Source organism: Corynebacterium faecale (assembly GCF_030408735.1).
Classification (GTDB): Bacteria; Actinomycetota; Actinomycetes; order Mycobacteriales; family Mycobacteriaceae; genus Corynebacterium; species Corynebacterium faecale.
In genome coordinates this window covers 1867536-1893360 of record NZ_CP047204.1, presented here as the reverse complement: position 1 = coordinate 1893360, position 25825 = coordinate 1867536, and the positions used below count along the sequence as shown (strand labels likewise).

The 25825-nt window shown below is 60.7% G+C and carries 25 protein-coding genes; 20 read left to right on the top strand and 5 right to left on the bottom strand.

Annotated elements, in window-relative coordinates; translation table 11 throughout:
- Positions 1-40 precede the first annotated feature (40 nt).
- The 6 genes from CFAEC_RS08650 (at position 41) to CFAEC_RS08625 (ending at position 5472) form a co-directional block, all read left to right on the top strand.
- Positions 41-721, top strand: a complete 681-nt coding sequence (locus CFAEC_RS08650) for a ribonuclease HII (protein ID WP_435384282.1) — start codon at positions 41-43, stop codon at positions 719-721.
- The gene (locus CFAEC_RS08645; protein WP_290276013.1) at positions 718-1023 is read left to right on the top strand and encodes a DUF2469 domain-containing protein; all 306 of its coding nucleotides are present in this window, start codon (positions 718-720) and stop codon (positions 1021-1023) included. The genes CFAEC_RS08650 and CFAEC_RS08645 overlap by 4 nt, the downstream gene beginning before the upstream one ends.
- A gap of 156 nt (positions 1024-1179) precedes the next feature.
- Positions 1180-1548 carry a YraN family protein gene (locus CFAEC_RS08640; RefSeq protein ID WP_290276011.1) on the top strand — a complete coding sequence of 123 codons (369 nt, stop codon included), beginning with the start codon at positions 1180-1182 and terminating at the stop codon, positions 1546-1548.
- Positions 1535-3058 carry a YifB family Mg chelatase-like AAA ATPase gene (locus CFAEC_RS08635; protein ID WP_290276009.1) on the top strand — a complete coding sequence of 508 codons (1524 nt, stop codon included), beginning with the start codon at positions 1535-1537 and terminating at the stop codon, positions 3056-3058. The genes CFAEC_RS08640 and CFAEC_RS08635 overlap by 14 nt, the downstream gene beginning before the upstream one ends.
- A complete protein-coding gene (gene dprA, locus CFAEC_RS08630) occupies positions 3055-4272 on the top strand; it encodes a DNA-processing protein DprA (protein ID WP_290276008.1) in 1218 nt (405 codons plus the stop codon). Before CFAEC_RS08635 ends, dprA begins: the two co-directional genes overlap by 4 nt.
- Positions 4273-4581: 309 nt before the next feature.
- Positions 4582-5472 carry a tyrosine recombinase XerC gene (locus tag CFAEC_RS08625; protein ID WP_290276007.1) on the top strand — a complete coding sequence of 297 codons (891 nt, stop codon included), beginning with the start codon at positions 4582-4584 and terminating at the stop codon, positions 5470-5472.
- Here the strand turns inward: CFAEC_RS08625 and CFAEC_RS08620 are convergent.
- Entirely contained in the window at positions 5420-5944 is a 525-nt protein-coding gene (locus CFAEC_RS08620) for a M23 family metallopeptidase (protein ID WP_290276005.1), read from the bottom strand. The genes CFAEC_RS08625 and CFAEC_RS08620 overlap by 53 nt on opposite strands.
- A 480-nt stretch (positions 5945-6424) precedes the next feature.
- On the opposite strand from CFAEC_RS08620, the gene rpsB reads away from it, so the two are divergent.
- The 5 genes from rpsB (at position 6425) to CFAEC_RS08595 (ending at position 11049) form a co-directional block, all read left to right on the top strand.
- Positions 6425-7285 carry a 30S ribosomal protein S2 gene (rpsB, locus tag CFAEC_RS08615; RefSeq protein WP_290276004.1) on the top strand — a complete coding sequence of 287 codons (861 nt, stop codon included), beginning with the start codon at positions 6425-6427 and terminating at the stop codon, positions 7283-7285.
- Positions 7286-7498: 213 nt separating this feature from the next.
- A complete protein-coding gene (gene tsf, locus CFAEC_RS08610) occupies positions 7499-8326 on the top strand; it encodes a translation elongation factor Ts (RefSeq protein ID WP_290276003.1) in 828 nt (275 codons plus the stop codon).
- A gap of 301 nt (positions 8327-8627) precedes the next feature.
- Positions 8628-9359, top strand: coding sequence for a UMP kinase (gene pyrH, locus CFAEC_RS08605; RefSeq protein ID WP_290276002.1), 732 nt, complete (start codon positions 8628-8630; stop codon positions 9357-9359).
- Positions 9360-9426: 67 nt separating this feature from the next.
- A complete protein-coding gene (gene frr, locus CFAEC_RS08600) occupies positions 9427-9984 on the top strand; it encodes a ribosome recycling factor (protein WP_290276001.1) in 558 nt (185 codons plus the stop codon).
- A 171-nt stretch (positions 9985-10155) separates the two neighbouring features.
- Positions 10156-11049, top strand: coding sequence for a phosphatidate cytidylyltransferase (locus CFAEC_RS08595; protein WP_290275998.1), 894 nt, complete (start codon positions 10156-10158; stop codon positions 11047-11049).
- 74 nt (positions 11050-11123) lie between these two features.
- Here the strand turns inward: CFAEC_RS08595 and CFAEC_RS08590 are convergent, their stop codons facing one another.
- Positions 11124-11546: a LapA family protein gene (locus CFAEC_RS08590; RefSeq protein WP_290275996.1), complete on the bottom strand. Its 423-nt coding sequence runs from the start codon at positions 11544-11546 to the stop codon at positions 11124-11126.
- A gap of 214 nt (positions 11547-11760) precedes the next feature.
- Here CFAEC_RS08590 and rlmN point away from each other — a divergent pair, with 214 nt between their 5' ends.
- From rlmN to CFAEC_RS08575, 3 genes are all read left to right on the top strand, one after another.
- Positions 11761-12858 carry a dual-specificity RNA methyltransferase RlmN gene (gene rlmN, locus CFAEC_RS08585; RefSeq protein ID WP_290275994.1) on the top strand — a complete coding sequence of 366 codons (1098 nt, stop codon included), beginning with the start codon at positions 11761-11763 and terminating at the stop codon, positions 12856-12858.
- A 119-nt stretch (positions 12859-12977) separates the two neighbouring features.
- Positions 12978-13775, top strand: a complete 798-nt coding sequence (locus tag CFAEC_RS08580) for an ABC transporter ATP-binding protein (protein ID WP_290275992.1) — start codon at positions 12978-12980, stop codon at positions 13773-13775.
- Complete coding sequence (locus tag CFAEC_RS08575) at positions 13772-15355, top strand: hypothetical protein (protein ID WP_290275991.1); 1584 nt, start codon at positions 13772-13774, stop codon at positions 15353-15355. The genes CFAEC_RS08580 and CFAEC_RS08575 overlap by 4 nt, the downstream gene beginning before the upstream one ends.
- A gap of 156 nt (positions 15356-15511) precedes the next feature.
- Here the strand turns inward: CFAEC_RS08575 and CFAEC_RS08570 are convergent, their stop codons facing one another.
- The gene (locus CFAEC_RS08570; protein WP_290275989.1) at positions 15512-15940 is read right to left on the bottom strand and encodes a DUF2631 domain-containing protein; all 429 of its coding nucleotides are present in this window, start codon (positions 15938-15940) and stop codon (positions 15512-15514) included.
- Between the two features lie 361 nt (positions 15941-16301).
- On the opposite strand from CFAEC_RS08570, the gene dxr reads away from it, so the two are divergent.
- The 3 genes from dxr to ispG all read left to right on the top strand — a co-directional run bounded on the left by dxr (position 16302) and on the right by ispG (position 20112).
- Complete coding sequence (gene dxr / locus CFAEC_RS08565) at positions 16302-17486, top strand: 1-deoxy-D-xylulose-5-phosphate reductoisomerase (protein WP_290275986.1); 1185 nt, start codon at positions 16302-16304, stop codon at positions 17484-17486.
- Between the two features lie 86 nt (positions 17487-17572).
- On the top strand, positions 17573-18787 hold the full coding sequence (locus tag CFAEC_RS08560; protein ID WP_290275984.1) for a M50 family metallopeptidase: 1215 nt from the start codon (positions 17573-17575) through the stop codon (positions 18785-18787).
- A 143-nt stretch (positions 18788-18930) separates the two neighbouring features.
- Positions 18931-20112 (top strand): flavodoxin-dependent (E)-4-hydroxy-3-methylbut-2-enyl-diphosphate synthase, encoded by a 1182-nt coding sequence (gene ispG, locus CFAEC_RS08555; protein WP_290275982.1) that lies wholly within the window; start codon positions 18931-18933, stop codon positions 20110-20112.
- Between the two features lie 94 nt (positions 20113-20206).
- Here ispG and CFAEC_RS08550 read toward each other — a convergent pair whose 3' ends face one another.
- Positions 20207-20920, bottom strand: coding sequence for an ABC transporter ATP-binding protein (locus CFAEC_RS08550; RefSeq protein ID WP_290275980.1), 714 nt, complete (start codon positions 20918-20920; stop codon positions 20207-20209).
- Positions 20921-20946: 26 nt separating this feature from the next.
- Entirely contained in the window at positions 20947-21942 is a 996-nt protein-coding gene (locus CFAEC_RS08545; protein ID WP_290275977.1) for an FtsX-like permease family protein, read from the bottom strand.
- A gap of 111 nt (positions 21943-22053) precedes the next feature.
- Here CFAEC_RS08545 and CFAEC_RS08540 point away from each other — a divergent pair, with 111 nt between their 5' ends.
- Genes CFAEC_RS08540 through CFAEC_RS08530 form a run of 3 tightly spaced genes read left to right on the top strand, consistent with a single transcriptional unit; the run spans position 22054 to position 25806 of the window.
- A complete protein-coding gene (locus tag CFAEC_RS08540) occupies positions 22054-23286 on the top strand; it encodes a sensor histidine kinase (RefSeq protein WP_290275975.1) in 1233 nt (410 codons plus the stop codon).
- Positions 23261-23893 carry a LuxR C-terminal-related transcriptional regulator gene (locus CFAEC_RS08535; RefSeq protein WP_290275972.1) on the top strand — a complete coding sequence of 211 codons (633 nt, stop codon included), beginning with the start codon at positions 23261-23263 and terminating at the stop codon, positions 23891-23893. The genes CFAEC_RS08540 and CFAEC_RS08535 overlap by 26 nt, the downstream gene beginning before the upstream one ends.
- Positions 23894-23949: 56 nt before the next feature.
- Positions 23950-25806 (top strand): penicillin-binding transpeptidase domain-containing protein, encoded by a 1857-nt coding sequence (locus CFAEC_RS08530; RefSeq protein WP_290275970.1) that lies wholly within the window; start codon positions 23950-23952, stop codon positions 25804-25806.
- Positions 25807-25825: the final 19 nt, after the last annotated feature.

Genomic DNA, 25825 nt, shown 5'->3' with positions numbered 1-25825 from the left:
TCATATCTTCTAACCAGATTGGTGGTCCAGCTTGGCAACGCTGCGTCGCCTGAAGCAGCTGCGCACCTTTGAGGTTGCGCTGTCGCGCCACGGGCTGGGGCCCGTCGCCGGTGTTGATGAAGCAGGCCGTGGTGCCTGCTGCGGTCCGATCACCATCGCCGCCTGTATCCTCCCGGACAACCCGATTGCGGAGCTTGCCGCGCTGACGGACTCCAAGCAGCTTTCTGCCGGGCTGCGGGCCCAGCTGATGCCCCTGGTGAAAAAACATGCTCTGGCCTGGTCAATAATAAGTATCTCCGCTGCAGACATTGATAATTCTGGGATCCAGCATGCGAATATCTCCGGCATGCGGCGGGCGGTGGCAGGGTTGTCGGTGCGCCCCGGATATGTCCTGACCGATGCCTATCAGATCCCCGGATTACCCTGTCCGTCCCTGCCGGTCATCGGCGGGGATGCGGCGGCGCGGTGTATCGCTGCAGCCAGCGTGCTGGCGAAACAAACCCGCGATGAGATCATGATCGGAATGTCTGTGGATTATCCCGAGTATGGTCTGGACGGGCACAAGGGATACAGCACCAAGGTGCACATGGATGCGGTGCGCCGTCACGGCGCAAGCCCCCAGCACCGTTATAGTTATGCAAATGTGGCGAAAGCGCACCGCGAATGGTTGCGTGATCGCCCTCTGACGCAGGCGGATGAACAGATGGAAGGTGGAGTATGAGCGCTGAGGAACTCGACAATTATGAGGCCGAGGTTGAGCTGTCGCTGTACCGCGAATACCGCGATGTGGTCAGCCAGTTCTCCTATGTTGTGGAAACTGAGCGACGCTTCTACCTGGCCAACGCCGTACAGCTGATCCCTCACAACGACGGCAAGGATATCTACTACGAAGTCCGCATGTCGGATGCCTGGGTATGGGACATGTACCGCTCTGCCCGCTTCGTGCGCTATGTCCGCGTGATCACGTACAAGGATGTCAATATCGAAGAACTGGACAAGCCGGACATCATCATCCCGGAGTAAGTTCCAGCTCTTCCTGTCAAGCCCCGCAGGGTTCTGCCTGTGGATGAATCGCACTCATCCCCAGCCCACCTGTGGGGCTTTTCCCATGCCCTTGTGCGTCACAGGTTATCTGCGGTGAGATCAGGGCACATTAACTGATCGACAAGGGGGAATGAGATGCACACGAGCAATAATGATTTAGGTGCGGTGGGGGAGAACCTGGTGGCCGCCCGGTATTTCCGGCAGGGCTATCAGGTGCTGGAACGCAACGTCCGCTATCCATTCGGCGAGATCGATCTCGTCGTCGAGGACCCCGATGGCACCACGGTTTTCGTGGAGGTGAAAACCAGACGGGGTGAAGGATTCGGGGTCGCGGAATCAGTGACACCGAGGAAACTCTCCCGGATGAGACACGTCGCTGCAGCCTGGCTGAAGGGGAAACCATATCGGGACATCCGCTTCGATGTGGTGACCGTGAGGGTTGAACCCCACACCGGCCACTTTGTGGTGGACTGTTTTGAGGGGGTCACCCATGGCGCTCGGTAGATCACTGACCACGGCACCGTCTGGAGTGACAGCGATGGTGGTGACAGTGGAGGCCAATGTCGGCCCCGGTCTGCCGGGAACCTTCGTGGTGGGCCTGGCAGATGCCTCCATCACAGAAAGCCGTGACCGTATCAGGACAGCGGTGGCGAACAGCTCGTTGGCCTGGCCCAAAACCAAAGTCATCATCAGCCTATCCCCGGCATCGGTGCGAAAGAGTGGCTCCCACCTCGATCTGGCCATGGCGGTTGCCGTTCTGGCGGCGCAGAGTAAGGACCGGGATTTTCAGCGGAACGCCGCAGCCACCATGTTTCTGGGAGAGGTGGCACTGGACGGAACCCTGGTCCCCGTCACGGGTATCCTGCCGGCGCTGCTCGCTGCCCGTGACACGGGCGTGGACACCGTGGTGATTCCCGCGGGTAACCATGCAGAAGCCGGTTTGATGGATCAGCCGCGGGTATATCTGGCGGACAACCTCCGGGATATTGTCGGTTGGTTGGATGGACTGGTGGATCTGGATCAGGCTCCGCGGCGCCTGGAACTCCCTTCGGAATCACACCCCGATATGCGTGATGTGGTGGGGCAACCGGAGGCCAGGTTCGCAGCTGAGGTGGCTGCGGCCGGGGGCCACCACATGATGATGCTGGGCCCTCCGGGTTCGGGGAAGTCGATGATCGCCCAGCGGCTTCCCGGTCTCCTGCCCCCCCTGGATGAACAACAACGCATTGAGGCCACCGTGGTGCATTCGGTGGCAGGCAGGACTTTCGACGGCCCCGTACTTCAAGCACCGTTCGTGGCTCCACACCACAGTGTGAGTAGAGCTGCACTGTTGGGCGGGGGATCGGGTAACCCCCTGCCCGGTGCAGTCAGCTTGGCTCATCATGGAGTCCTGTTTCTGGATGAGGTCAGTGAGATTCCAGCATCCATCCTTGACACCCTTCGCACGCCCTTGGAGTGCGGCACAGTCCGGATAGTCCGCTCCCGGCAGGACATCACCTTCCCCGCCAGTTTCCAGCTGGTCATGGCGGCCAATCTTTGCAGATGTGGGGCTGAGCAACCCACCGACTGCACCTGCACCGGATCAGCCCGCGCGAACTATCTCAACAATCTCTCCGGGCCACTTCGGGATCGTCTGGATCTCATGGTACAGACGCATGCCCGCGGTGCAGTCCTGAGTAACACCGGGGAGGAGGCCACCGCGCCGATCGCGGAACGGGTGCGGGAGGCCAGGCATCGACAAGCAGTCAGGTGGTCGCGCGCCGGGTTGCGCGACACGGTCAACGCCACCGTCGACCCACACCGCCTGAGGCGGGAATTCCCGGCTGATGAGGGGGCCATGGCGTATCTCGGGGTGTTCCTGGCTGACGGGGCGGTCTCCCAGAGAGGCGTGGACCGGGCTTTGAAACTGTCCTGGACCCTATGTGACTTGGAGGGCGGGGATCGCCCGAACCTGGACCATGTGGCGCGGGCACTTCAATTGCGTGGAACCACCAGCCTGGAGGTAGTGGCATGAGCGCCACCATCACCGACCGGCTGAAGGCCTGGGCATACCTTTCCCGGGTGGTGGAGGGGCCGAGTGCCCATCTCCACTACCTGCTCACACAGGGCAGGGACCCAGAGGCGATCGCCCACGGGGTCCGTCACCGGGAGCCCTGGATCGGGGATCTGCTGAAAGAAACAGCCTCCCGCCATGACTGGGATACCGCTCAACAGGATCTGGAGAAACTCCTCGCGATGGATGGGCGCCTCATCACCCCGGAGGACCGGGAGTGGCCCACGGCAGAATTTGATCATGCCTTCGGGTTCGCGGCATCAGGGATGAGCGAGCATGTCCGCACCTACCAGGAGGATGCCGTGCCACCCCATGCGCTGTGGGTGCGCGGCAGGGACCTGCAGTCATTGACCTCCCAGGCTGTGGCCATCGTGGGCACCCGAGCAGTCAGCCACTATGGCCGGGATGTCACGCGCATGATGGTGGACACCCTGGTGCCCCACCAGTGGACGATCATCTCGGGGGGCGCGCTCGGGGTGGATACCGTCGCCCATACTTCTGCGGTGCACGCCGGGGGAAGCACGGTGATGGTCGCCGCATGCGGACTGGACCGGTCCTATCCGGCGCGCAACCAGGCGCTTTTTAATGAGATCGTGCAGAAGAAGGCCGGGGCGATCATCAGCGAGTACCCACCGGGGACCCCTCCACAGCGTCATCGGTTCCTCACCCGTAACCGCCTGGTGGCGGCGTTGTCACAGGGCACGGTGGTCACAGAGGCGGCCTGGCGCTCTGGTGCCTTGAATACCCTCAGTTGGGCTTCAGGGCTGGGGCGGGTGGCCATGGCCGTGCCCGGGCCGGTCACCACCGCCGGTTCGCTGGGGTGCCATGAGAGAATCCGGACGGGGCAGGCAGAGATGGTGTGCAGCGGTGATGAGGTTCGTTCACTGCTCGGTGCCATCGGTGGCCTGGATCCGCATGAACAATATGAGCTCAACTTTGCCGCCAACCCCATTCAGGGACTGAGCCGGAATGAATTGCGTGTCTTTGATTCATTGGGATCTCTGCCCAGGGAGGTGAGCGACATCGCCTCCGATACCGGGCTGTCCCTCGCTCTGGTGGTTCACCTTCTCGTGGAATTGGATAAACGGGGTGTGATCACCCGCGAAGGCACCAGGTGGGGCAGGGTGGTTCCTTCCGGCGGAGAAGCGCCAGGTGACAGGGCTATAGGGGACTGAGATTAATTTCGGGAAAAGGCTTGCGGAGGTCACTCACGCACATTAAAGTATGTGAGGCAAGCCTAAGTGAAGTTCTCTGGGGTTCGGGCTGGTTCCCTGGAGAATGCAGTGACCGCCCCTGTCGAGGTGGGGGCGCAACACGCTAGGGTTGTGCAGTATGGGTGAGTCAGAAGTGAAGGCGGCATGGATCGTGTGTCCCGTGTCGCCTTCCACCATTCTTGAAGCCAAATTTGAAACTATGGTTGAAGCTTTGTTCGAAGCGGGGAGCGGGCATCGGGAACGGGCAACCCGGTACAGGGTGGTGAGCCCATGACCGCCGCACCTGAATCCACCCAGATGCTCACCGCCATTGATGATTTCTGTGACTACCTCACGCTCGTCGTCGGCAGATCCGAGGCGACGGTGCGGGGATATCGTTCTGACCTGCGCAGCCTGGCGGCATCGATCCAGGACCTGAGTTCCTTTACCCTGAGCAATCTCCGCGCATGGCTCGGGCAGGCCGTGGAGGAAGGCAAGACCCGGGCAACGCTCGCGCGCCGTACAGCGTCCGTGAAATCATTCTCCACCTGGGCTGTGAAGAATGGCTTCATTGACACAGATGAAGCCGCCCGCCTGGTATCACCCCGGGTCAGCCGGGACCTCCCTAAAATTCTCGGGCAGACCCAGGCCGGCGAGTTTGTGGCGAATGCGGCGTCATCGACTGAAGAGGAATACCGCCGTGACTCCGCGATCCTTGAACTGCTCTATGCCACCGGCATGCGCGTGTCGGAGTTGTGCGGTCTGGATCTGGATGATGTGGACCGTCACCGCAGAATGGTGCGGGTATTGGGCAAGGGCAATAAGGAACGTATGATCCCCTTCGGCGAGGCTGCTGATGACGCCGTGGGGCAGTGGCTGGATGTGCGTTGTCAGATGGCCAAGGTTGATGATGCCCTGTTCGTGGGGGTTCGCGGCAAACGGATCGATACCCGCCAGATTCGGCGCATCGTGGACCGTGCTGCAATGGTGTCGGGAGTGGATCACCTCTCACCCCACTCACTGCGTCACACCGCGGCCACCCACCTTCTTGATGGTGGGGCGGATCTCCGCCAGGTCCAGGAAATGCTGGGGCATTCCTCCCTGCAGACCACACAGATCTACACCCACGTCAGTTCCCAACGCCTACTCGATGCGTTCCGGCAGGCACACCCACGGGCGTGACGGGTTTCAGCCGGATGGTCGGGGTGGGAAGTAATCCGATCGGATTGATGTACTCCCCGTCGATGCGCGCACCCCATTGCAAGCCGGGGTAGGGCGTGGTCGGATGCCCCAAAGAGCCAATCCTCTGCTTTGCGACGACCCGGTCCCCGGTGGAGACGTGGGCATGAACCGGTTGGTAGGTGGTTCTCACTCCGTCATCATGATCAATGGACACCGTCGGGGTGCCCACCACCACGCCGGTGAAAGCAACCACGCCGCCGCCGGCGCTGAAAACATCCGCACCGATGTCCAGGGGGAGATCGACCCCGCGGTGTCCGGGTAACCAGTTGAACTCCGGTTTATCAAAGGCTCTGATCACGGTTCCTGCCCGTGGCAGTCCCGAGGTGGGATTGACGTAGGTGGAGGGCGTGCCGGAAGGCCCCGAGGTGCCTGACGCCTCAGAGGTGGGGATTGTGAAAAGTGCGCCAGTCATGAGAATCAGCACCGCGGCCAGCGATGCGCAGGATTTTCTACCAGGGTGTTCCAGTCGTGCCTTTGTGTGCAGGGTCGGTGGTCTCCTGTTTTTCATGATCTGAGCATCGTCTGAAAATGGGTTCTTGGCACCATGGCGTTTCCCGCCTGTGGATAATGAATCAGTTGTGACGGATGGGAATTGGCCTGGAATGGGTTATCCACAGCCCTTTTTTCATCGTTTGGAAGTGCAGGTCAGCCTGTGTAAACTGTTTCCAGCAGTGTGCCCGGATTGTCTGCGTTCATGCGTATGGCGATCCAGCTTCATTGACTACGCGCGGTGGCATTTTTGGAGGTCTCTTCAAAAGCCCAGCTCAACCAGGTCCCACAGCACTCTCGGGTGTACGGGTGTTGAGTAGGTAACCCATCGCTAGGGTGCAGGATTAAAACCTGCACAAATCTTTCAAAACCGAAATTCAAGACTTAAAGAAAGGGGCTTACCATGGCAGTTGTAACCATGCGAGAGCTTCTCGATGCTGGTGTGCACTTCGGCCACCAGACCCGCCGCTGGAACCCGAAGATGCGTCGTTTCATCTTCACCGAGCGCAACGGCATCTACATCATCGATCTCCAGCAGACCCTGACCTACATCGATCAGGCCTTCGAGTTCGTCAAGGAGACCGTTGCCCACGGCGGCACCGTTCTGTTCGTAGGCACCAAGAAGCAGGCTCAGGAAGCTGTTCAGGTTGAGGCGGACCGCGTTGGTATGCCTTATGTGAACCACCGTTGGCTCGGCGGAATGCTGACCAACTTCCAGACCGTTTCCAAGCGTCTGCACCGCATGAAGGAACTCCAGGCAATGGACGCTGCTGAGGGTGGCTACGATGGCCGCACCAAGCGCGAGACCCTCATGCTCACCCGCGAGCGCACCAAGCTGGAGCGCGTCCTCGGCGGTATCGCCGAAATGACCCGCATCCCTTCCGCTCTGTGGATCATTGACACCAACAAGGAGCACATCGCTGTCTCCGAGGCTCACAAGCTGAACATCCCGGTTGTTGCCATCCTGGACACCAACTGTGACCCTGACGTTGTTGACTTCCCGGTTCCGGGTAACGACGACGCCATCCGCTCCACCGCTCTGCTCTCCCGCGTCATCTCCACCGCTGTGGAAGAGGGCAAGAAGGCACGCGAGGAGCGCCAGCTGGCCGCCGCACGCGAAGCTGCAGGCGAGCCAAAGGGCGAGGAAGCACCAGCAGAGGAAGCCGCTCAGGCTGAGACTGCAACCGAAGCTCCGGCTGAGGCTCCAGCAGAGGTTGCAGCAGAGGTTGCAACCGAAGCTGCACCGGAGACCGCAGCTGAATAAGCTGTAGTACCAGCTGCACTTTCTCAAGGCCCCCACGACGATGGAACTTTTCACCTAAAATTTCATGCGGCGTGGGGGCTTTTGTGCAGCCCTCCGCACACCCGTTGAGTGATACATGTACGATCACGTGAAGACGGGCAGGTATGGGGCCGAGTGCCCTGACCTAAGCTTGTAAAGCATTAATTATCCATACATAAGGAGGATCGCCCCCTAATGGCGAACTACACCGCTGCGGATGTTAAGAAGCTCCGCGAACTCACCGGTTCCGGCATGCTCGACTGCAAGAAGGCACTGGAGGAGTCCGCTGGCGACTTCGACAAGGCTGTTGAGATCCTGCGCATCAAGGGTGCCAAGGACGTGGGCAAGCGCGCAGAGCGCAACGCCACCGAGGGCCTGGTTGCCGTCTCCGGTAACACCATGATCGAGGTCAACTCTGAGACCGACTTCGTGGCCAAGAACGATGACTTCAAGAACTTCGCCGCGAAGATCGCTGAGGCTGCCGCTGCAGCCAAGGCCAACTCCGCTGAAGAGCTTGCTGCTGTCGACGTTGATGGACAGTCCGCACAGGATGCACTCCAGGAATTCTCCGCCAAGATCGGCGAGAAGCTCGAACTGCGCCGTGCAGTCACCCTCGATGGTGACAAAGTCGCTGTTTACCTCCACCAGCGTTCCGCTGACCTGCCACCGGCAGTCGGCGTCCTGGTTGCTTTCTCCGGCGAAGGCGAAGAAGCCGAAGCTGCTGCCCGTCAGGCTGCCATGCAGATCGCTGCTCTGCGTGCGTCCTACCTGACCCGCGAGGACGTCCCAGCTGACGTCATCGAGAAGGAGCGCTCCATCGCCGAGCAGATCACCCGCGACGAGGGCAAGCCTGAGCAGGCTATCCCGAAGATCGTCGAGGGACGTCTGAACGGCTTCTACAAGGAGAACGTCCTGCTGGAGCAGGCTTCTGTTGCTGACAGCAAGAAGACCGTCAAGGCTATCCTGGACGAGGCTGGCGCCAACGTCACCTCCTTCGCCCGTTTCGAGGTCGGCCAGGCTTAAGCTCCTCGCCACTTCACTTTGACCATGTCTTTGTGAATGAAGGCATGAACCCGGATCCCGGATTCATGCCAGCAATCAGCCCCGCGCATCAATATCCACCCGATGCCCGGGGCTGAATTGTATGCATCTTTCCCCGGCACCCACCATGGTGATCTGGGAAACGGCTGCACCTGTCCTCCGTTAAGCCGGAGACACTGTAAGATTAGGACCCAGAAATAGGGAACACTGTCGAAGTGTTCCCCAGCGACGTACAGGAAGCCACAAAGTCCTGTCCATCCATCAACCGAAGGAGAACACCCCGGTGACCACCCCGAGTGAAGAACCCCGCACCAGCTACAAGCGCGTGATGTTGAAGCTCGGAGGTGAAATGTTCGGTGGAGGAAAAGTCGGCGTTGACCCGGATGTGGTGGACAACGTCGCCCGTCAGATCGCCGAGGTGGCCAAGAGCGGCGCAGAGATCGCGGTCGTCATCGGTGGCGGTAACTTCTTCCGTGGTGCTGAGCTGCAGCAGCGTGGCATGGACCGGGCTCGTTCCGACTACATGGGCATGCTCGGAACTGTGATGAACTGCCTGGCTCTCCAGGACTTCCTCGGTCAGCACGGGGTGGACTGCCGCGTCCAGACCGCCATCAACATGGCTCAGGTCGCGGAGCCATATCTGCCGTTGCGCGCGGAACGCCACCTGGAGAAGGGCCGTGTGGTCATCTTCGGTGCCGGCATGGGTATGCCGTACTTCTCCACTGACACCACCGCCGCGCAGCGTGCACTGGAAATCGGTTGCGATGTCCTGCTCATGGCCAAGGCCGTGGACGGGGTCTACAGCGCCGACCCACGCACCAACCCGGATGCTGAGCTTTTCGACGAGATCACCCCGAAGGAAGTCATCGAGAAGGGCCTCAAGGTCGCCGACGCCACCGCATTCAGCCTCTGCATGGACAACAACATGCCGATTCTGGTGTTCAACCTGCTGACAGATGGCAACATTGCACGTGCGGTCAACGGCGAGCGTATCGGCACACTGGTCGAGTCCTGATAGATTTACCAATGAACATGGCTTCCGCAAGAAGTCTCTCAACTGCGAAGGCACAGGAGAAAAGCTAATGATCGATGAGATCCTCTTCGAGTCCGAAGATCGTATGTCCAACACCGTGGAGCACACCCGCGAGGACCTGATCACCATCCGCACCGGTCGCGCCAACCCGGCGATGTTCAACCGCGTCACCGCTGATTACTATGGCGTGCCCACCCCGATCACCCAGATGTCGAGTATCTCCGTACCGGAGCCCCGCATGCTGCTGATCAAGCCCTATGAGATGACTTCCATGGGGGCGATTGAGAATGCCATCCGTAACTCGGACCTCGGCGTCAACCCGACCAATGACGGCCAGGTTCTGCGTGTGACCATTCCCCAGCTCACCGAGGAGCGCCGTAGGGACATGGTCAAGATGGCCAAGGGTAAAGGCGAGGACGGAAAGATCGCCGTCCGCAATATTCGCCGTAAAGGCATGGAGCAGCTGAAGAAGCTCCAGAAGGACGGCGACTTCGGTGAAGATGAAGTCGTGGCAGCAGAGAAGGAGCTGGACAAGGTCACTGCACGTTATATCGAGCAGGTCGACGAGATCGTGTCCAGGAAGGAAGCCGAGCTGATGGAGGTCTAGGGACCGACATCACCTCACGGAATAATCCGTCGTTTCATCGTCCGCCGAGACGGGGGAGCGACGCTTTATTCTGTCGGGCCACCCCTCACCATCAGCCAGCATCAGGAGGGCGGGGGAGCCCACTCCGGCACTAGCTGCCATCAGAGACTCACAACGAACGAGGAGAACCCCATGAGTGATCCGGAGCATCATCACCGGACCATGCGGATGCCCAAACCCAAAAACAGTGCGGGCAGAGACCTGAAGGCCGCCATCGGCGTAGGCGTGGGCCTCGCTCTCCTGGTGGTCGTGGGCATCCTGCTCAGCCCATGGGGTTGGTATCTTCTCGTTGCAGGCGCCATCGCTGTGGCCACCTGGGAGGTGGGTGGCAGGCTCAAGGAGTCCGGGTATCACCTCCCCATGCCGATCATGATCATCGGTGGGCAGGCGATGGTGTGGTTCTCGTGGGCGTTCGAAACCTCCGGAATCCTCTCCTCCTATGTGGCTACGGTTCTGGTTCTGATGTTCTTCCGGATCTTCTACAATGGTCCGGAAAAGGAAGCGAAGAACTACCTGCGTGACACGTCGGTAGGAATTTTTGTTCTCACGTGGATTCCGCTTTTCGGAAGCTTCGCGGCGATGTTGTCCCTTATGGAGAACAATGATGTGCCGGGGATCTTCTTCATTCTCACCTTCATGCTGTGCGTGGTGGGCTCTGATGTGGGTGGCTATATCGCAGGTGTGTTCTTCGGCTCGCATCCGATGGCGCCAGCGGTCAGCCCGAAGAAATCCTGGGAGGGTTTCGCCGGCTCGATCCTGCTGGGTTCGGCCACGGGAGCCCTCGCCGTGCACTTCCTCCTCAATCACCACTGGTGGCTGGGTGTCATTCTCGGCATCTGCCTGGTGATCTGCGCAACCCTGGGTGACCTGGTGGAATCCCAGTTCAAGCGGGATCTGGGTATCAAGGACATGTCCAATCTGTTGCCCGGCCACGGAGGGCTCATGGACCGTCTCGATGGCATGCTGCCCTCGGCTATGGTGACCTGGCTGATCCTGAGTGCGGTCAGCAGCTCCTACGCGGGTTGAGTTCACCTCACCGCCCAAGGGGGCCTACACGGGAATTAATCCGGTGTAGGCCCCTTCGTCATGGTCATAGTGTGTCAGGACAGAACCTTTTCCATCTTTTTGATTTTGCGTTTGTACTCGAACATCCGGACGCCGCCCACAATGGCCATGATCAGCGCCCCGGTGACTGCGCACAGCAAGAAGCCAATGCCTGCGGGGAATTCAAATGACCAGGTGAATATGTTCATTTCCACGGGGTCCTGATTCTGCAGGATGAATGCCAGCAGGATGATCAACAGCAGGGCACCCACGACCAGTGACACCCAGGTTCCACCGGCCACGGTGCGGGTGGAACCGGAACGCGCATCTGATTTCGGTTGCTTGGGTTCGCTGTTTGGCTGGTTCTCCTCCCTGATGGCGGGGACCGCCGGGGTGTGAGGGGTGACGGTGGGGTCCGGATCGAGACCGGGACCGGTTTCGGGCAACGGCTCGTTGGTGCGTCCTGGTTCAGTAGTCATAGTCCTATTGAACTCCCGGTTTATGGGTTCCGCCACATATTCCCCCCTATTGATATTGAATTGATTGATAGTGAGGTGGGTCGTCGACAAGCACAGGCCGCCTCAAGCGGCCACCGCGCGGTGGAACCGGATCAGGTCACACCGCCGGCCCTGCGGTGATCCTGCCCGCGGAAGTTAGACTGTTGGGCCACCGACGTGCAACAATGGGATCATTATGGCTACACCCTTACCATTGGTATTTTCTGCCCCCAAGCGCGGTATGCCACCAGCTCACTTCGCTGATCTCTCCGATGAACAACGGATCGAGGCGCTTTCTGAACTAGGCCTGCCCAAATTTCGACTGAACCAGATCGCCCGTCACTACTACGGCCGTCTTGAAGCCGACCCGACCACCATGACTGACCTGCCTGAAGCGGTCCGCTCCAAGGTCAAAGAGGCCCTGTTCCCGACGCTGATGGAACCTCTGCGCGTCGTGGAGGCCGATGATGAGGACACCCAGAAGACGCTGTGGAAACTCCACGACGGCACCCTTCTGGAGTCTGTGCTCATGCGCTACCCGGACCGCGCCACCCTGTGTATCTCCTCGCAGGCGGGTTGTGGCATGGCCTGTCCATTCTGCGCCACCGGTCAGGGCGGCCTCGACCGCAACCTGTCCATCGGCGAGATCGTGGATCAGGTTCGCAATGCCGCCGCCACCATGCATGCCGAGGGGGGTCGTCTCTCCAATATCGTGTTCATGGGCATGGGTGAGCCCCTGGCCAACTATAAGCGTGTGGTCTCCGCAGTACGTCAGATCACGCAGCCGTCTCCGGAGGGTTTCGGCATCTCCCAGCGCAGTGTCACCGTGTCCACCGTCGGTCTGGCTCCGGCCATCCGCAAGCTTGCCGACGAAGACATGTCCGTCACCCTCGCGGTATCCCTGCACACCCCGGATGATGAACTCCGCGATGAACTCGTCCCGGTGAACAATCGCTGGTCTGTCGCCGAGGTTCTGGATGCGGCACGCTACTACGCTGATAAATCCGGTCGACGTGTTTCCATCGAGTACGCCCTGATCCGGGATATCAATGATCAGGATTGGCGCGCTGACATGCTGGGTGAGAAGCTGCACAAGGCGCTCGGTTCCCGGGTCCACGTGAACCTCATCCCGCTGAACCCGACCCCGGGTTCCAAGTGGGATGCATCCCCCAGGGACCGCCAGGAAGAATTCGTCCGTCGCGTCATCGCCAAGGGCGTTCCGTGCACGGTGCGGGATACCAAGGGCCAGGAGATCGCGGCAGCCTGTGGGCAGCTCGCGGCTGAGGAGAAATAATCCTTTTATCCTGATTATCCGCCGCTCATCTTCGGGCAGGCGCTGGTAATCTCGGGCGGGACTATCCATCACGTGGGTAGTCCCGCCCGATTGTTGTTTGATGGAAAGCTGATGAGCTGATGACTGATCCCACCACCCAGGCACTCGCCGTGAGAGATCTGACCAAGATATACGGGAATCAAGCCGCGGCGGACAGCATTAACCTGGACATTCCACGGGGTGCCATTTACGGCATCGTTGGCCCCAACGGCGCAGGAAAAACCACCATGTTGTCCATGGCCACCGGCCTGGTGCGCCCGACCCGTGGCGCCGCATGGGTTGCAGGTGCCAACGTATGGGAGAGCCCGTTGCGCGCCAAGCGTGCAATGGGGCTGCTTGCCGACGGCCTGCCCATCTTCGACCGACTCACCGGCCGCGAACTCCTTAGTTATGTGGGAGCCTTACGCGGGCTTGAGGAGACGGTGATCCAACAACGCAGCGCCGAACTTCTCCAGGCACTGGGTCTTGCGGATGCGGGATCAAAGAGAATCGTTGATTACTCAGCAGGCATGACCAAGAAGATTCTGCTCGCCCAGGCCCTGCTGCACAACCCCGAGGTACTGATCCTGGATGAGCCACTGGAGGCCGTCGATCCCGTGTCAGGTCGCCTCATCCAGGAGATCCTGCGGAATTTCGCGGCAGCCGGTGGCACCGTGGTGTTGAGTTCCCATGTGATGGAACTGGTCGAGGGGTTGTGTGACCACGTGGCCATCATCAACCAGGGGCACGTGGTGGTTGCTGGACATGCCGATGACGTCCGGAGTGGACGATCCCTGACCGACGTGTTCGTGGACATCGTCGGAGGCGCAGCCCTGGGGGAGGGCTCACTCTCGTGGCTCGGTACGCGAGAGGACCGCGGCGAGGGGGAATCCCGGTGACCGGTACACTGCTCAAACTTCAGGGCACGATGTGGAAGCGGACTGTCTCCGGTAACAACGCCGCCATCACCATGATCGTCCTGGTGTCCATCTATGGACTCATCGGACTCCTCAGTTTCATGGTGCTGCTCGGTCAGGGATTGTCTGAAGGTTCGATGGGGATACTCGCCGGCATCGTGGCGTCCGGAACCATCGCGTATGCCATCGCCGCCATCATGTGGCCCTCCGGGGAGGGGCAGCTCGCTCCATCGTCTTTCGCCATCATGCCCCTCGCAGCCAGGGATATCCTCCCGGCGATGGCGGTGGCCACCCTGATGCAGTCGCGGGGAATCCTCGCGGTGATCTGCACGGTCACCACGGCGGTGGTGGCGTTGCTGATCTATCCACCGGTGATGATCCCGGTGGTGTGGGTGATGTTGGCCTGTGCTCTGGTGATGACGCTTCTGCTGGGGGAGCTGGTCAGCTCGCTCGGCTCCAGTTCCTCATCCAGGGTCAGTCGGGAACGCACCAGCCTGTATGCCTCCCTCGGCTTCATGCTGGTGATCGTGGCTTATCAACTGATGACCAGCCAGGGTGCCTCGACACACGTGGATACCTTCGGCCAGATCGTCAGGTGGACCCCCTTCGCTTCGGCTGCCGGTGTCATCGAGGCTGTCGCAGCAGGGCACTGGGTGATGGCTGCGGTATTTTTCGTTCTGACAGGGTTATATCTCGGCCTGGGCATCCGGTTGTGGGTGACGTTGATCAACCGTGCGTTGACGGCGCCCCTGGACAACGGAGCCACGTCGGTCAAAGAGCGGAAAGCGCACACAGATCCCCGGGCGGGTCGCCTGATTCCTGCGGCGTTCCCCCTGACTCCTTTCTGGGCAGTTTATTTCCGCTCCCTGGTTTACCTGGTTCGTGATTCACGACTTCTGACATCGCTGATCATGTTCCCGATGCTCGCAGCGATCTTCCTCGTGCAGAGTTTCACGATCGAATCCTTCATCATCTACCTCGGCCTCATCATCCTGGCGATATTCGGAGGGGCTGTCGCCACGAATGATTTCGGATATGACGGCCCATCCACCTGGCTGAACATCGTGTCCGGTGCTTCGAGCCGCACCTTATTGATGGGCCGTCACCTGGCCCACATGACACCCGTGACCGTTGGTGTACTCCTGTTCGCGATCCTCACCCTGGTGATCGGTGAAGATGCATATCTCAGTCTGCTCATCATCGTGATCGCCGTGGGGGTACTGGCCACCACGGCAGGCATTGCGCTTGCAGCCACCACCTTCAACCCATTCGCCACCGCAAAACCCGGTACCAGTCCCTGGGGCGACCGCAGTGGGTACTCAGGTGCTGCGTTCGTTTCTGCTTTTGCCACCATGCTGCTCGGATGGATTCCGTCCCTGCCGGCCATCATCCTCACCATTTTCGGGTATTCCGCTGGCGTCACCTGGGCTGTGGTCCTCGGTCAGCTGCTCGCGCTCGCCCTTCCGGGTGCGTTCTACGCCCTGATGATCCGACTGTGTTCCAGACGGGTGGATGCCGGGATGCCCGAGATCTTCAACAAGGTGAAAAGCCACGTGGGATAGTGGGACAACCCCCGGGTGCACCATGCCACCCCTGGATCTGTCAGTATCTTCTCCAGCGGTGGTGCGGCGACCTCGGTGGGTTCCAGCGGGGGCGGGGCAGCAAAAAAGGAGCCTGATGGGAATCAGACTCCTTGAAATGCCAGCTAAGAGAAGTGTTTACTTCTTCTCCTCCAGGCGCAGGTGACGAACGCGCTCAGGATCAATGTTGACAGAACGCAGCTGCGCATCAGTCAGCTCACCCCAGGTGCCGGACAGTGTGCCCTGGTCGTAGGACCAGTCAGGCTCAACATGTCCGACAGGCTTGTTGCGAGAAGTCAGGGTACGAACCTGGGAAAGCTTTGGCTCGAAGAGGTGAATGAGAAGGCCGATGGCGATCAGTGCGGCGAAGGCATTCAGCCAGATGGTCTCAACGTGACCCTGGTGGTTACCGAAGTTCATGCCGAGCAGGAACAGCACCGATATCCAACCGGAAATCTGAACGGCATTGCGTCCGATGTCATGCCAGCCCCATGCGGCCGATGGCTCATCAAGGGTGGAGACACCGTTGTAGATCTCAGGCTCAATCTTGTGGGAGGAACCAGCCACGTCATACTCCTTCATTCGCGCACCGCACATGAAAACCGGCGCGCACCTACAGAATTGGTTTTACTTCGTTCATGTTCTCATATTTCCCCTGGCGACGCTAAAAAACGGGTAGGGCAGATATCGTTGCGAACTGGGCCAACAGCAGTCTTCTGCTGGGCTTTTACTAACAGGGGTCAAGAACCCCTCCCTAAGTATTGCCCCAAACGGGTGTAGTGCATTGTGAATTAGGCAGGCAGTGACTTTCACACCAGTGCATTCACTCTGTGGTGCGTGACTGATGAGCAGCGTCAATTTTGCGCAGCAGGATGTCGCTCCGACAACTACAACCAGATGACCACTGGATCCAGGAGAGGGTGCAAGAATGGTCATCGTGACTACTAAAATCCTCATCCTCGGCAGCACCGGCTCCATTGGAACCCAGGCGCTGGAGGTCATTGCAGACAACCCAGACCTGTTCACCCTCGTTGGGATCGCTGCGGGCGGATCCAACCCCGCCCTGGTGATCGAACAGGCCCGCGCCTTCCAACTCTCGCCCCAGCAGGTGGCGGTGGCGGGGGAGCAGGCAGCAGCGGAGGTGGGTCGCGCGCTCGGCGGTACCGTCATCGACGGGCCTGATGCAGCGAGGATCCTCGTTGAATCCACCCAGGTGTCCAACCCTGCTGATACGGTTCTCAACGCCCTCGTTGGCTCCCTGGGGCTGGGAGCCACCCTGGCCACCCTCAAGTCCGGTGCGAAGCTGGCACTGGCAAACAAGGAGTCACTGGTGGCCGGCGGTGATTTCGTGATGTCCCAGGCCGCACCAGGCCAGATCATCCCGGTTGATTCGGAGCACTCCGCGATGGCGCAGTGTCTGCGCAGCGGTACTGCCGATGAGGTTGCCCGCATCGTGCTGACCGCCTCAGGTGGGCCTTTCCGGGGTTGGACCAGGGAGGCGATGTGGGATGTGACCCCGGAGCAGGCTGCTGCCCACCCAACGTGGTCAATGGGGCAGATGAACACCCTGAACTCAGCGACGTTGATCAATAAGGGACTAGAGCTGATTGAGGCCACGTTGCTCTTCAACACTGATCCCGATCTCATTGATGTCTCGGTGCACCCCCAGTCGATCATCCACTCCATGATCACCTTCAAGGATGGCGGGACAATCGCACAGGCATCGCCTCCGTCGATGAAGCTCCCGATCGCACTGGCCATGAACTGGCCCCACCGGGTCACCGGGGCTCAGCACGCACTTGATTTCACGCAGGCGCACACCTGGACCTTCGAGCCTGTGGATGACGTTGCCTTCCCCGCGGTGCAGCTGGCCAGGCAGGCCGCCAAGATGAGAGGAACCTTTCCTGCGGTCTATAATGCCGCCAACGAGGAGGCGGCTGCGGCCTTCCTTGGTGGACGGATTCGCTTTCCCCAGATTGTGGATGTGGTGGAGGAGATACTCCAAGGGGCTTCCCAGTTTGCTGGTGTATCCTCAAATCTCGATGACATCCTGGCCACTGAGGTAGAGGCCCGTGCACGGGCCAACCAGTTGATCGACAAGCTGGCGGATTAAATTCCGCGGGCTCCACGACGCCTGAACCGCGCACGATCCTGCCCAGGAACCAGAACCAGACAGTAGTTAGTAAGGAGCTCCACCGCGTGGCAGCCTATCTCGCCGGTATGGTGCTGTTTTTCCTCGGCATCGCAGTAACCATCGCGCTTCATGAGTGGGGCCATTACATCACCGCCCGCATGTTCGGGATGAAGGTCCGGCGCTTCTTCATCGGTTTCGGCCCCAAAGTTTTCTCCGTCCGCAGAGGCGAGACGGAGTACGGCGTGAAAGCAGTCCCGCTCGGTGGATTCTGCGAGATCGCAGGCATGACCGCGCAGGATGTCCTGGAGCCGGATGAAGTGAACAGGGCCATGTACCTCAAGCCCTGGTGGCAGCGCATCATCGTGCTGTCAGGCGGCGTGATCATGAACATCCTGGTGGGTTTCGTGGTTCTCTACGGGGTCGCCGTGAGTTCGGGCATTCCCAACCCGGATGCGGACTTCACCGCCACTGTCGCTTCGGTGCAGTGTGTGCCGGACAGTCAGCTCGATGCCTCCACCCTGTCGGACTGCATCGGCACCGGTCCCGCCGGTGAGGCGGGGGTCCGGGAAGGTGACCGGATCCTGGCGGTCGATGACCGGGATGTGGCCACCTTCCAGGAGGTTCGCGATACCGTATGGTCGCTGCCGGGCGAGACGGTCACACTCACCATTGAGCGCGGACAGGAACTTGTCCGCCTCCCTGTCACTGTCGACGAGGTCACCCGGTTCAATGCCGCCGGCCAGGACGTGACCGTGGGGGCCATCGGTGTGACAAGTCAACCGCCGACCGATGTGTACAAGAAATTCGGCCCGGTCGAAGGTGTGGGAGCAACTGCACGTTTCACCGGCGACATGATTGAGGCCACATTCGAAGGGTTGATGGCGTTCCCCGCCAAGATCCCGGGTGTTGTTGCCTCCATCTTCGGTGCTGAGCGTGATATCGAGGGGCCGATGAGTGTGGTGGGGGCATCCCGCATCGGCGGTGAACTTGTCGAGCGCTCCATGTGGGACATGTTCATGATGATGCTCGCCAGCCTGAATTTCTTCCTTGCCCTGTTCAACCTGGTTCCGCTGCCACCACTGGATGGCGGCCACATCGCGGTTGTCCTCTATGAGCGCATCCGTGACTTCTTCCGGAAACTGCGTGGCAAGACTCCCGGCGGCCCGGCGGATTACACCCGCCTGATGCCGATCACCGTCGGGGTCGCTGCATTGCTGCTGTCGATCGGTGCTGTTGTCATCGTCGCTGATGTGGTGAATCCAATCAGATTGTTCGGATAGATACTGCCACCACGTCCTGACGGATCTACCAAATGCTTATCCAGTGATAGACTTTCGTCCCATAGCTGACTTCCACCCAGAACGTTTCACGGTAGTTCTCCACCGCATCTCGGTGCTCACTGCCGCTTCAAGGAGCATGTAACTTGTCTACCCCAATCGGCCTCGGTCTTCCTCCAACCCCACCACCAGTGCTGGCGCCGCGGCGTCAGACCCGACAGCTGATGGTCGGAGCGGTCGGGGTTGGCTCCGATCACCCGATCTCGGTGCAGTCGATGACCACCACCAAGACCCACGACATCAACGCCACGCTGCAGCAGATTGCACAGCTGACCGCGAGTGGTTGCGATATCGTGCGCGTTGCCTGCCCGATGCCGATTGACGCTGAGGCGCTGCCGATCATCGCGAAGAAGTCCCCGATCCCGGTGATCGCGGATATCCACTTCCAGCCGAAGTACATTTTCTCCGCCATCGACGCGGGTTGTGCCGCTGTCCGTGTGAACCCGGGCAACATCAAGGAATTTGATGGTCGGGTCAAGGAGGTGGCCAAGGCCGCAGGTGATGCCGGCATCCCCATCCGCATCGGTGTCAACGGTGGTTCCCTGGATAAGCGCATCCTGGACAAGTATCACGGCAAGGCGACTCCGGAGGCACTCGTGGAGTCCGCGCTGTGGGAGGCTGGACTCTTTGAGGAACACGGTTATGGCGATATCGCCATTTCAGTGAAGCACTCCGACCCGGTGCTCATGGTGGAGGCTTATCGCCAGCTCGCCGAAAAGTGCGATTACCCACTGCACCTGGGTGTCACCGAAGCAGGACCGAAGTTCATGGGCACCATCAAGTCTTCGGTGGCTTTCGGCGCACTGTTGTCCCAGGGTATCGGTGACACCATCCGTGTCTCCCTGTCTGCTGATCCGGTGGAGGAGATCAAGGTCGGTGACCAGATCCTGCAGTCGATGAATCTGCGCCCCCGCAAGCTGGAGATCGTCTCCTGCCCATCTTGTGGCCGGGCACAGGTTGATGTGTACAAGCTGGCTGAGGAGGTCACCGAAGGGCTTGATGGTCTCGAGGTGCCACTGCGTGTCGCCGTCATGGGCTGCGTGGTTAACGGACCGGGTGAAGCACGTGACGCTGACCTGGGTGTTGCCTCCGGCAATGGCAAGGGCCAGATCTTTGTCAAGGGCGAGATCATCAAGACTGTCCCTGAATCCCAGATCGTGCAGACCCTCATCGAAGAAGCCATGCGCATCGCGGAGAGCATGGACCCTGAGGTCCTGGCTGCCGCTGAAGCATCCGGAATGAAGGCAGAAGTCAAGGTCACCAGGTAGACCAGCTGGTCCTATGTCTCTGATTGAGGCAGAGAAACCGGCCATCAGACACCCCCGGTGTGTGTGATGGCCGGTTTTCCTTTATCCCTGGCACTCAGATGCGGGAGCTCTCCCGGATGCGACCGTCGACCAGGGTGATCCGCCGGTCCACAGCAGCCATCTGCTCCGGGTCATGGCTGACTAAGAGTGTGGCTGCGCGGTAGGTCCGGGCCATGTCGGCGATCAGGGTGGTGACTTCTGCTGCGCTGTGCTGATCCAGGGCGGCGGTGGGTTCGTCGATAAGCAGCAGGCTGGGGCCGTGCATGAGCGCACGGGCCAGGTTGACCCGGGCCTGCTGACCGCCAGAAAGCGTGCCGACCGGACGCTGCGCCAGGTTGAGCAGACCGACGGCGTGGAGAAGCTCATCAGCCTTGGCACGCGCGGCGTGGCGCCCGGCGCGCGACGGTGGCCACACGCGACCGAGACGTGTCACCAGGATCAGTTGATCGCGCACACTCAGCGCGGGGATGAGATTGGGCTGCTGGAACACGATGCCGATGTGGTGGCGACGGATCCGGGCGGCATCGGTGCCGGAGACCTCACCTGTCAGGTGGATGTCTCTGTCGTGGGTGTGCAGCACCGCGGTCCCGGAATCGGCCTGCTGCAGGCAGCCGAGAACCCCGAGCAGGGTGGATTTTCCGGATCCGGATGGCCCGGTGATACCGAGGATCTCACCCGGGTCCACCTCGAAGGAGATATCACGCAGCAGATGCCGGTCGGTGGAGCCGTCACGAACGCTGAGGCTGAGGTCGGAAACAGTCAATGACACGGTGTTGATCCTTTTCTTGAGGGGTGTTAAGCGTTGACCAGTGCAGCACGTGGTGAGACTGCGAGCACCGGTTTAAGGGAGACCGCGGCTCCGGCCAGACCGCAGGCAGCCAGAATGAGAGCAGGGTAGATGGTGGTCGCCGGGGAAATGACCACGGGCAACGCATCAGAGGCCAGACCCGCCATGGCCACGGTGAGCAGAGTGCCTGAGGTGATGCCGAGCGCCAACACGATCACGGCCTGACCGAGGGCATCGGCCACCAGAACCCGGCGTGCGGCACCAAGCGCTGAGGTGATTGCGATGCCCCGTAGACGCTGGATGGTCCAGACTGTGAAAAATGCCCCCAGCACCAGACCGGAGATGACATAGAGCATCACGATCATGAGGTTGAGTGACATCTGTTCGCCCTGGTGGGAGGCCGAGGCGTTCCACCGCTCAGAACCGGTGAGAGTGATTGTGCCCTCAATCGACGGGCTACCGTCGCCGGAGTTCTCCTGCGACAGGAAGGCCCCGGCAGGCCCGGGAATACCACGGGATGATGCCACGTCGGCCACATCCACGGTGGACATCAGCACCACGGGCAGATGGTCGAGATAGAGATCATTGTCCGTGTTGATTACCGTGCCCGCACGCTGACCAGGTGCGCTGTCGGCGAACTCCGCTGCGGAGATCTCGACCGGCAGGGATACCTCGCCAGGTGCCAGATCCGGAGAGTTCAACAACAACACCGGGATGTCGGCGATACGGTCACGGACCTGCCAGAGGATGGTGGCACCGGAATCTGCAAGGTCAGCGGAGATCTCCTCACTCAGTGTGGAAGCCGACAGTGTGGCGGAGCCGGAGTCGGCGAGGACGAGATCGTCATCCCCTGCAAGTTCCTTGAGCGCGGACACTGACTGGTGCCCCAGACCCGCGGTGAGCGCAGATAAGAAGGTGACCAATACAGCTATCAACCCGACGGTGACGGTGATCAACAGGGTGCGACCTTTAGCCGCCTTGAGTTCTTTCAGTCCTTGAAACATGACATCCAGTCTCACCGGTAGAACTCGCCAGGGAATCGGGCCCAGGTCCAGTTCCCGTCTCCGACCTAAGTCGGATTCCCCCTCCACCCCGCCGCGTTAGGCTTGGGCGTGATGACCAACAGCCAGATCACCCTCGACCGGATCCGCCGGATTCACACCGCCTTGAGGTGGGGCCTTCATCTGCTGATCGCGGTGCTGCTGATTCTGGTGGTGTGGCGCGCCGGGCACTGGAGTGTCTGGTTGCTGTCGGCCCTGTTTGCCGCGGTGTACTTTTTCGGTGCTCTGCCTGCGGATATGAGGCCCCCAGGTCCGTTGCGGCAACGTCAGCTCCTGTGGTTGGGGGCGCTCATCATGGTCTGGGCGGGGTTGATCTGGGATGGCCCGGAGCCGGCGTATCTGGCCTTCCCGCTGTTTTTTCTCATCGTCATGGTGACCACCCCGGCGGTCTCCGCTGTGGTTATTCTCCTCATCACCGCCGTTGCCATCGGTGCGCTGGTCGGCCATCTCGGTTGGTCGGTCGGTGTGGCCACCGGCCCCATCCTCGGTGCTGCGGTGGCGTGGACCCTGGGCACCGGCTTCCGCCTGCTGGGGGATACGGTTACAGAGCTTGTCGACGCCCGCGCCGCAGCCCTTGAGGCCTCCCGGAATGCAGGGGAGATGGAGGAGCGTGCCCGGATCGCCGGGGATATCCATGACACCGTGGCGCAGGGGTTATCCTCCATCCAGATGCTGCTGCACGCAGCCGAGAAACGGATCAGTGATCCACAGGCTCGGGCACAGATCCAACTGGCCAGAGACACCACGGCTGACAACCTGGCTGAAACCCGCAACATCATCGCGGCTCTCCAGCCACAACCGCTGGTGGGCGCATCCCTCCCGGTCGCACTGGCCAGGATCGCCTCCACGACACCGATGGGGGAAGCCATCACCTTCGAGGTGGACGGGGTGCCGAGGGAACTGCCTGAACGGGTGGATCATGAGCTGGTCCGAATCGCACAGACACTCCTGGGCAATGTGATCCGGCATTCCGGTGCCTCCCGGGCGAGACTGACCCTGACCTACCAGGATGATCAGATCCTGTTGGATGTGCTGGACAATGGACGGGGTTTTGATCCCACCACCGTGCGGGAAACCCCGGACACCAGAGATACCGGCACCGGATTCGGACTACCCACTGCACGACGGCGATTACAGGAACTGGGGGGCAGGTTGATCATTGAGTCCGCCCCCGGTGCCGGCACCGGGATCTCCGCCCGTATCCCCGACCTCAGCACTACTTTCAGTACCACCCCCATGCCATCAATAGAAAGAGGAGAACATGATCAGGATCCTGCTGGCAGATGACCACCCCGTGGTGCGCGCCGGATTGGCCTCGCTTTTGGCTGATCAACCGGACATGAAGATCGTCGGCATGGTTGACAGTCCCGGTGATGCGGTGGCGGCTGCTGCCGCTGGTGGCATCGATCTGGTGTTGATGGATTTACGGTTCGGTGACAGCCCCGGTTCCGGTGAGGCCGGCGGCGTTGATGCCACCCGCCGGATCCGGAAGCTGGAGGATCCACCCCATGTTCTGGTGGTGACCAACTATTCCACTGACGGTGATGTGGTGGGGGCGGTGTCTGCAGGGGCGGTGGGGTATCTGCTGAAAGACAGCAGTCCGGAAGATCTCATCAACGGTGTCCGGGATGCGGCACGGGGAGAATCGGTGCTGTCGCGCCAGGTCGCCAGCAAGATCATGGGACGGATGAATAACCCCCTGACCGCGCTCACACCCCGGGAGATCGAGGTGTTGACACTGGTGGCCCAGGGGCAAAGCAACCGCGAGATCGGTACCCAGCTCTTCCTCACCGAGGCGACCGTGAAGAGCCACATGGGCCATGTTTTCAACAAACTGGACGTCACCTCACGCACTGCGGCGGTGGCGGCCGCCCGGGAGCGTGGAATCATCTGAAACAACTGCCGGTGTGGGAGTCTAAACCTTCGATTGAGCTTTGTTAATCTGCACGCATGAACAAGGTGTGGCGGAGATCCGTGCTGGCAGCGGTGATGGCAACAGTGATGGCCTCAGGAGGTCTTGTCGCGTGCACCCCACGTCCTGACACCGCCGACCCGGTAGCCCAGGAGTTCCTCGAATCCTGGTCGGAGCAGGACTATGAATCCGTCGCGGCCCTCACCGATCAGGGGACCACTGCCACAGACATCATGGAAACCACCTTTGAGGGGCTCCAGGCAGAGGATGTGGATCTCACCCTGGATTCAGTGGACTCCCGGGAGACGATCGCCACCGCCAATTACACCGTCACCTGGAAACTGCCCCGGGAACGGGAGCTGAGCTATGACGCTTCCCTGACATTGACCAAGATGCGTGATGAGTGGACTGTCCGGTGGCGCCCCTCACTGGTGCATCCCCGGCTGGGTGCCAACCAGCATCTGGAGCTCCGCGCCATCAATGCGCAGCGTGCCAACGTGATCTCATCGGATGGTGCACCTGTTCTCCAGCCGGGCACCATCTACCGCATCCTGGTGGATCCCTCACAATCCACCGATGCCGCTGCAGCGGTGAAACGGGTGGCGGTTAAATTGGACGAGGCTAATTTCCGGGATGCCAACGTCCCACAGATTGATGTGGACAGTGTCCTGGAGAGTCTGGGGGAGCGGCCCTACTCGCTGGTCACGGTGGATGAGAAACTGGGCGAGCGGTTGTCTCAGGAACTCGCCGGTGTTCCCGGCCTGATCTTCAATGACGAGGCCGCGATGGTGGCCACAGATCCGGGGTTCTCACCGGATATCGTCTCCCGCGTCGCCCGGATCGTGGATGAGGAACTGGACGGTTCCAACGGTTGGCGGGTCTCCATCGTGACCGCGAACGGTGCCATCATCGACGATGTTATCTACAACGCCCCTGAACTCGCCCCCAGCGTGCGGATCAGTCTCGATCATGATGTCCAGCGAGCAGCCCAGGAGGCAGTGGACCTGCGCGAGGAGATGAAGGCGATGGTGGTGGCCATGCGTCCCTCCACCGGTGAGATACTCGCCGTCGCGCAGACCCGTGAAGCAGATAAGGATGGCGATATCGCCCTCATGGGACTGTATCCCCCCGGATCCACCTTCAAGATCATCACCGCCGCCGCCGGTATTCAGAATCAGGGCCTGACACCCGGCACCACGGTGCCCTGCCCCGGCACCATGAACATCTTCGGCCGGGTGGTGACCAACTACAACGGCTTCTCCCTGGGAAACACCTCCCTGGACCGGGCATTCGCCTCCTCCTGCAACACCACATTCGCAGACATGTCCAACCGCCTGGCACCCGGGGAACTCCAGGATGTGGCCAAGCAGTTCGGACTGGGCATTGACTACAAGATTCCGGGACTGGACACCATTACCGGCAGCGTTCCTGAGGGGGAGACCTCACTGGATCGCACCGAAGCCGGTTATGGCCAGGGTCTGGACCTGGCCAGCCCCTTCGGAATGGCGCTGGTGTCCGCGACGGCGGCTGCCGGGCGTACACCCACCCCGGTCCTCATCTCCGGTCACGAGACCACCGCCAGTGAGGACGTTCCTGATCCGGATCCGGCGATGATCACCCAGCTGCAGGGCATGATGGCATCCGTGGTCAATACCGGAACCGGGCGGGGTATGCAGCAGACCGGTGGCCAGGTCTACGCCAAGACCGGTGAGGCTGAGATCAATGAGGGATCCCATGCGTGGTTCACCGGTTACCGTGAGGATGACATCGCGTTTGCCACCCTGGTGGTCATGGGTGGTGGATCGGAGGTCGCCACAGCTGTGACAGATCGCTTTTTCATCCGCCTGGATGAGATGAGGGCGGGGCGCGAGATCATCCCGGCGCCTGACGCATAGGTTCGCGCCCCACGGTTGA